The organism is Aureimonas jatrophae (assembly GCF_900104035.1).
GTDB lineage: Bacteria > Pseudomonadota > Alphaproteobacteria > Rhizobiales > Rhizobiaceae > Aureimonas > Aureimonas jatrophae.
Genome location: NZ_FNIT01000017.1, coordinates 44,541 through 52,048, shown reverse-complemented (window position 1 = coordinate 52,048; position 7,508 = coordinate 44,541). Strand labels below are relative to the sequence as shown.

6 protein-coding genes are annotated in these 7,508 nt (G+C 66.8%); 2 read left to right on the top strand and 4 right to left on the bottom strand.

From position 1 onward, the window contains the following. Window positions 1-294 (top strand): integrase core domain-containing protein (locus tag BLQ76_RS20830; protein ID WP_139184086.1); only part of this gene is annotated, 294 nt, incomplete at its 5' end. Between the two features lie 885 nt (window positions 295-1,179). Here BLQ76_RS20830 and BLQ76_RS20825 read toward each other — a convergent pair. Genes BLQ76_RS20825 through BLQ76_RS20810 form a run of 4 tightly spaced genes read right to left on the bottom strand, consistent with a single transcriptional unit; the run spans window position 1,180 to window position 4,852 of the window. Beyond that, a complete protein-coding gene (locus BLQ76_RS20825; RefSeq protein ID WP_090677142.1) occupies window positions 1,180-1,938 on the bottom strand; it encodes an iron ABC transporter ATP-binding protein in 759 nt (252 codons plus the stop codon). Then, window positions 1,935-2,954, bottom strand: a complete 1,020-nt coding sequence (locus BLQ76_RS20820; RefSeq protein ID WP_090677141.1) for an iron chelate uptake ABC transporter family permease subunit — start codon at window positions 2,952-2,954, stop codon at window positions 1,935-1,937. The genes BLQ76_RS20825 and BLQ76_RS20820 overlap by 4 nt, the downstream gene beginning before the upstream one ends. Beyond that, entirely contained in the window at window positions 2,944-3,906 is a 963-nt protein-coding gene (locus tag BLQ76_RS20815; RefSeq protein ID WP_090677139.1) for an ABC transporter permease, read from the bottom strand. Before BLQ76_RS20815 ends, BLQ76_RS20820 begins: the two co-directional genes overlap by 11 nt. A 28-nt stretch (window positions 3,907-3,934) precedes the next feature. Then, window positions 3,935-4,852 carry a siderophore ABC transporter substrate-binding protein gene (locus BLQ76_RS20810; protein WP_170842709.1) on the bottom strand — a complete coding sequence of 306 codons (918 nt, stop codon included), beginning with the start codon at window positions 4,850-4,852 and terminating at the stop codon, window positions 3,935-3,937. Window positions 4,853-5,137: 285 nt separating this feature from the next. Between BLQ76_RS20810 and BLQ76_RS20805 the strand changes: the two genes are divergently transcribed. Further along, the gene (locus BLQ76_RS20805) at window positions 5,138-7,375 is read left to right on the top strand and encodes a TonB-dependent receptor (RefSeq protein ID WP_090677133.1); all 2,238 of its coding nucleotides are present in this window, start codon (window positions 5,138-5,140) and stop codon (window positions 7,373-7,375) included. Window positions 7,376-7,508: the final 133 nt, after the last annotated feature.

Genomic DNA, 7,508 nt, shown 5'->3' with positions numbered 1-7,508 from the left:
GCGGTCGGGGCCAGGACCGCGTTCATCGAGCCGGGCAGCCCCTGGGAGAACGGTTATTGCGAAAGCTTCAACTCCAAGCTCCGCGACGAACTCCTCAACGGCGAGATCTTCTACAGCCTAGCCGAAGCCCGGATCGTCATCGAGAGCTGGCGCTGCCACTACAACACCAAGCGACCGCACTCCTCGCTCGGCTACCGGCCACCCGCTCCAGCCACCGTGCCGTGGCCGGCTGCGCCACCCCAACCTGCTTCGCCGGCCACCTCTACCGTCGCCTGCAAGCCCACCATGCATTAGATTGAAACCGGGCCACCTAACCGGGGCAGGCCACTTCGACATGCTTTTGTGTCAGGATCTCGGGCAAGGGCAACTCTGGGGACACGTGGGGACACGACGAGCTTGAACTGCTCAATTTGGGGCTTCTGCCGATTCGTGTCGAGGATTCGCTGAGATCATTGCGAATCAACGTTCACCGATCGTCAACTTGCCGATTCACATTCGAATCGATTTCCGATTCAATGCCTGAACGCACCATTCGTAATGATGGGGTCAGGTGTTCGAGTCACCTAAGCGGCACCATTCAACCTGCCCGCATTGCGTGAGCCCTTCGTGCCTGTCGGTAACGGGATTCGGTTGTGCGTGCGATCGATCCTTCATCGTCCAACCGTGCGTGATGCGCCCGCTTGATAAGGCGCAGGCCTCCCAGACGAGCTCGGCGCTGTGAGCCCAGACACGCCCCGTCTCGGCAGAGCGGCCTCGACATGGAGCGACACGTTGCTCGGTAGCCGGACAAGGGGCCGAGTGGCTCGGCAGGGCCGCTGAACGGCTCGCTCCATGTGCTCCACCGCTTGTTCACCTGTCGAAGGCTTCACGACGGTGAAGTTCGGCGGTGTGCCCGGCGACGGTTTCGCAGGTTGTGGGGATGCGGCCGTTGCTTGCGGCACCCACCGCTGTCGGAGTGGCGAATGAACCGGGCGGATCGTCGAGCGATCTTGCGAAGCGTCTCGCCTTGAGACTGGCCGAACAGCCGCGCCTCGGTCCGGCGCACCGGCTTGGGGATCGCAGAGGGGCCCGTCTCGGAACCCGATCAAAGGCCCCCGTGCTCAGCTCGGTCGCCGAGACCGCGGCGGTTTGATCGACCGTGTCGGCGTTCACGGCTCGACGTTGGTGTGCGGGCCCGACTTACCGCCAGAACAAGCAGACCGGTCGCCCCTCGATCCGCTCGACCTTGAGGGGAACGCCATAGATCTCCTGCAGCACGGGCTCGCATACGATCTCGTCGGGCGTACCCTGCCGGCAGATGCGACCGGCGCGCATGGCGACGATGTGATCGCAGTGCCAGGACGCGACGTTGATGTCGTGCAACACGACCACGACGGTCCGGCCGAGCTCGTCGGCGGCCCGGCGCAGGATGCGCATCATCGCCGCCGCGTGGCGCATGTCGAGGTTGTTGAGCGGCTCGTCGAGAAGGACGTAGTCGGTGTCCTGACACAGGACCATGGCAACAAAGGCGCGTTGCCGCTGTCCGCCGGACAGCTCGTCCAGGAACCGGTCGGCGAGATCGTCGAGATCAAGGTATCGCAGGGCTCGCGCGACGTGCTCCGCGTCGCCCGCGACGGGGCGCCCGCGCGAGTGCGGGTAGCGCCCGAAGGCCACGAGTTCGCGGACCGTCAGTCGGGCGGTCATGTGATTGTCCTGCCGCAGAACCGCCAGACGCCGCGCCAGAACCGGACCGGCGGTCGTGCCGACATTCAACCCGTCCACCACGATGCGCCCCCCGTCGAGCCCGACGAGCCGCGCGATCATCGAGAGAAGCGTCGACTTGCCGGCACCGTTCGCGCCGATGATCGAGGTGACGCCCCGCGCGGGAATGCGCAGGCTGACGTCGTCTACGACCAGGGACCCGCGGTAGCTCTTGCTGACGTTCTCGACCTCGATCACCGCATGCCTCCCCTGAGGACGAGGGCGACGAAGACGATGCCGCCCAGAAACTCGACGATCACGGACAAGGCGGTGTCGAAGCGGAAGACGCGCTCGAGCACCAACTGGCCGCCGACCAGAGCGACCACTCCGAGGAGCACGGCCGCCGGCAGCACGTCGCGATGGCGCGAGCGCCCGACCAGTGCGTGCGCGAGGCTGGCGACCAGAAGACCGAAGAAGGTCACCGGGCCGACAAGAGCCGTGGAGATCGCAACCAGAACCGAGACGACCACAAGGATCGCCAGCACGGTACGCCCGTATTCGACGCCCAGATTGATCGCGTGGTCCCGGCCGAGCGCGAGGATGTCGAGCGCCGGGCCGAGTCGCCACAGGACCAGCGTCGCTGCGGCGGCTAGCGCGTAGGACAGGCCGAGAAGCGTCGTGTCCACCGTCCCGAAGCTTGCGAACAGCGAGTCCTGAAGGACCTGGAAGGCATTGGGGTCGAGCAGCCGCTGCAGGAAGGTGGAAAGCGAGCGGAACAGGATGCCGAACACGATGCCGACCAGCACAAGGAGATGGAGGCTGCGCTCTTCGCCCAGGAACAGCCAGCGGAAGAGAAGAACGGAGAAGCCGACCATGAGCGCCGTCTCGCCGAGGAACCGCAGATGCGGGTCTGCGAGCCCCAGCACGTGGGCGCCGAAAAAGAACGCAACGGTGGTCTGGACGAGAATATAGAGCGCATCGAAGCCCATGATGGCGGGCGTCAGGATGCGGTTGCGCGTCACGGTCTGGAACAGAACCGTCGAGACCGCGATGCAATAGGCGACCAGCACAAGCGCCAGCAGCCGTCCGCCGCGGAAAGTCAGGACGAAGCTCCAGGAACCGCGGGCACCGACCGTCAGGAAGGCGAGCGCTGACGCGAGGGCAAGAACACCGAGGATTGCGAGGACGAGCGGCGCACGCTCGATCGGAGCCAGCCGACGAACGACTGCAAACGGAGGTCCGCCCGCCGGAAGGCCGCCCCCATCACGCGGCATGCTGCCTCGCGCGCAGAAGGAGATGGAGGAAGACCACGCTGCCGAGAACCCCCATCACGACGCCGATCGGGATCTCGTAGGGGTAGCGCACGAGACGCCCGACGAGGTCGCAGACGAGGACGAGGCCGGCACCGCCCACTGCCACCCAGGGCACGGAACGACGCATGTTGTCGCCCACCGCCAGGCTGACGAGGTTGGGAACCACAAGACCGAGAAACGGAATCGCGCCGACTGAGACGAGGCATACCGCCGCGATCACCGAGACGAGAACGAGCCCCAGCGTCATCGCCGCCTCGTAGCTGAGGCCGAGCCCGATCGTGACATCGCGGCCCATACCCGCGACGGTGAACCGGTCGGCGGCGAGATAGGCAAGGACCGTCGCGCCGAGCCCGAACCAGAGAAGTTCGTAGCGCCCGCGCAGGACCCCGGAGAAGTCGCCGGTCGTCCAGGCGAGAAGCGAGGGAAGGAGGTTGAAGCGGTAGGCGAGAAAGGTGGCGAGCGCCCCCGTCACGCCGCCCAGCATGATGCCGACCAGAGGCACCAGCATCGCATCGCGAAGCGGCACGGCGCGAAGGACGCGCAGGAAGAGCGCGGTCCCCACGAGCGCGAAAAGGGCCGAGACGAGCATCTTGCCCATGATCGGCCAGCCCGGAGCGAGGATCGTGGCGACCAGGAAGCCGAGCGAGGCGGCCTCCGTGGTGCCGGTGGTCGAAGGCTCCACGAAGCGGTTGCGCACGATCATCTGCATCACGAGGCCTGCGATCGCCAGCGAGGATCCGGCGAGCAGGATCGCGAGCGTGCGCGGGACCCGGCTCGCCAGCAGCAGTTGCACGGCTCGATCGTCCGTCGAGACACCGAGGAGCGCGCCCGGCGAGACATCGCCGACGCCGACGAAGAGGCTGGCAACGGCGAGCAGGGCAACCGCGAGGACGGCGCAAACGAGGAGTTTCAAGGGAGCGGGCTCCGGACGGCGAGCGTCCTCACGCGCCGCCGCGATATCCCGCGATGACCTGATCCAGAAGCAGCATCAGCCCGGTGTAGCCGTGCATCGTCACATAGGCGGCGGCCGGGTCGAGAAAGACGATCTGGTTCTTGCGCCAGAAGGTCGTGCCGTGAACCAGTTCGTTGTCGAGCGTCGCGCGCGCGGAGCCCTCCTGGCCAATGCCCGCATCGCGATCCACCACGAAGAGCCAGTCCGGGTTCTTGTCGAGGAGATACTCGTACGAGACGGCATCGCCGCCGTGGTCGCCGTCGTCGACGCTCGCGAAGACCGAGGGGATGGCGAGAGCGTCGTAGATCCAGGCAACGCGCGAGCCGGGCCCGTAGACCCCGAGCCGGCCGCCGTTCGTGACGATCACGAGGCCCGTTCCCCTGCCTTGGGCCGCCGCGCGCGCCTCGGCCACCTTGGCATCGAGCGCCGCCGTCAGCTCGGCCGCGCGAGCCGCCAGCCCGAAGATCGCGCCGTACTGAACGAGGCTTGCCTTGACGCCACCGACGATGTCGGCGTTGTCGACGGTCATGTCGAGCGTGGGCGTCAGCTCCGTGAGCGTCGGATAGGCGCGGCGCGAGCGGTTCGCGACGATCGCCAGATCGGGTTGGGCGGCCGCGATACCCTCGATGTCGGGTTCCTGAAGCGAGCCGACCCGCAAGGTTTCCGTCGGCACGAGGTCGGCGAGGTAGGGCGGCGTCGCCGAGGCCGGCACGCCCGCGACGGGAACGCCGAGAGCCTGAAGGTTGTCGAACGCCGCCCAGTCGGTCACCACGACGGTTCGCGGCACGCCGTCGAGCGTCGTGGCCCCTTGCGCGTGGCGAACCACTGTCGGCTCGGCATGGCCAGGCGATGCGGCGCCCGCCCATGCGAGCATGGCGAGGAAGGCAGCGGTCCGTAGCTGGGTCATGGGCACAGTGGATCTCCGGCACGGCCGTTTCGGCCGCCCGGGGAGGTTTCTTAGACTGGAGTGGATTTGTCCAGTTTTATGACCGCGGTTGCCATGACGGACGAGCAGAACCAGGCTCAGTACCCGTTGCGATGACGGGCTCGTGATTTGCTGTTGCAGATCTGCAAACATGACTTGATTCGTCATGTTTTAGAGGCGTTCTTTCTTGTGGTCGAGCCCCCTCGCTTCCTAAGCCGGAACCACAACTTCTGCGCGGATGGTCCGCCGAGGTCCCGGAGACGCCCCATGCGACCGCCCAGCCGCGCAACCCCGTTCCGTTCCGCTCTGTTCGGGGTATCGCTCCTGGCGCTGGGTTGCGCGTCGGCCTACGCGCAGGACGCGCGGCGTCCCCGCCCACAGGAGGCAAGCGTACCGGAGTCGGTTCTTCTCGACGAGGTGGTCGTGGACGGTGCGGCTGGACAGCCTCCGGCGACCGGAACGGTCGGACAGCCGCCCGCCCCCTATGCTGGGGGACAGGTCGCGACGGGCGCCCGCCTCGGGGCGCTCGGCAACCGGTCGATCCTCGAGACGCCGTTCAATGTCGTGAGCTTCACGGAACAGCTGATCCGCAACCAGCAGGCCCGCACGCTGGCTGACGTCGTCCTGAACGACCCCTCCGTGCGCAACGACGCACCGGCCTTTTCCGAGCGCGATGCCTTCTTCATCCGCGGCTTCTCGGTCACCAATCTTGACACGGCCTATGACGGCCTCTTCTATATTGCCAACCCGCGCCGGCAGTTTCTCGAGGGCATCGAGCGGGTCGAGATCCTGAAGGGTCCGACGGCGCTCCTCAACGGCGGTGTCGGACGCGTCGGCGGCACGATCAATCTCATTCCCAAGCGCGCGCCGGACGAACCCCTCAACCGACTCACGACGACGTATCTCAGCGACTCGCAGGTCTGGCCGCATTTCGACGTCGCCCGGCGCTATGGCGAGGGCGGCGAATGGGGCATTCGCGTCAACGGCTCGTATCGCGCCGGCGACACGCCGCTCGACCGCAACGAAAACGAGGTCGTGGTCGGCGCGCTCGGCCTCGACTATAGCGGCGAGCGCCTGCGCGCCTCGCTCGATCTCAACCATTCCGACCAGAAGATCGACGCCCCGATCTCGCTGTTCAACGCGGCCGCACCGGGCATTCCGATCCCGCGCGCGCCGGACGGCCGCATCAACACGGCGAACTCGTTCGAGTACATCGACAGCGTCTACGACATGGCGGCGGGCCGCGTGGAGTTCGACGTGCTCGAGAACACGACGGTCTATGCCGCGGGCGGCGCCAGTCGGTACCGCGAGGACTTCCTGACCTCGTCCTACCTGATCAACGACGTGGCGGGGAACGCGACGGGAACGCTCGCCATTCAGCCCCAGCAGATCGAGGGGCGCACGGGAGAGGTGGGCGTGCGCTCACGCTTCGAGACCGGCTTCGTCGGCCACCAGCTCAACGTCTCGGTATCGCGGGCGATCAACGAGAACTATCGCGGCGGCTTCCCGCGCATCACGTTGCCGACCTTCCGCACCAACATCTACGAACCGAGCTTCCTGCCGGCGAGCCGCGTCGGCTCGTTCGACTTCCCGCTCGCGAGCGGCCGGCCGCTGTTCGCCGATCTGCTTCTGACCAGTCTGGCGGTATCCGACACGCTGTCCGTGGCCGAGGAGCGGTTTCAGCTGACGCTGGGCGGGCGCTACCAGGACATCCGCTCGCGCGGCTTCTCGACGGTGGTCGGGCCGACGCTCGGCGACCAGACCTACAACTACGAGGACTCCCGCTTCAGCCCGGCGGTCGGCGCCGTGGTGCGCCTGACCGAGCATTTCTCGGTCTACGGCAACTACATCGAGGCGCTGACGGAAGGCCCGACCGCTCCGGCGACCGCGCTGAACGCCAGCGAGGTCTTCGCGCCCGTCGTCAGCGAGCAGAAGGAGGTCGGCATCAAGTACGACTTCGGCAGCTTCGGCTTCACGACCTCGCTGTTCCAGATCGAGCAGCCGAGCGGCTTCACCGACCCGGCCTCGCGTCTCTTCTCGGTCGACGGGCTCCAGTCGAACCGGGGCGCCGAGTTCACGGTCTTCGGCGAAATCGTGGAAGGCGTCCGGCTGCTCGGCGGCCTCACCCTGATCGAGGCGGAACTGGAGAAGACCGCGGGCGGCCGCTTCGACGGCAACAGCGTGCCGGGCGTACCCAAGGTCGCCTTCAACCTCTACGGAGAATACGACGTGGACTGGCTCGCACCGGGACTGACCGTCACGGGCCGCATGCTGCATACGGGCGGGACGCGCTACGACCAGGCCAACACGCAACGCGTCGAGGACTGGACGCGCTTCGATCTCGGCGCGCGATACGGCTTCGTCGGACCCTACGACAAGCCGGTCGAGGTGACGTTCAACGTCGAGAACGTGTTCAACGAATCCTATTGGGCCTCGTCGGCGCGTGGCTTCCTGGCGGCCGGCGCTCCCCGGACATTCCTCGTCTCCGCATCGATCGACTTCTGACCGGCGAGCGAAGCCGGCACCAACCGCATCCCGACCCATTGTCGGATGGCGCGATGCACGGAGGTGCCGGCCACATCCGCGCGTTTGGCGTCCGACCGTTCGGGCTGCTCCCGGGCTGAGCGGGTCGTTGATC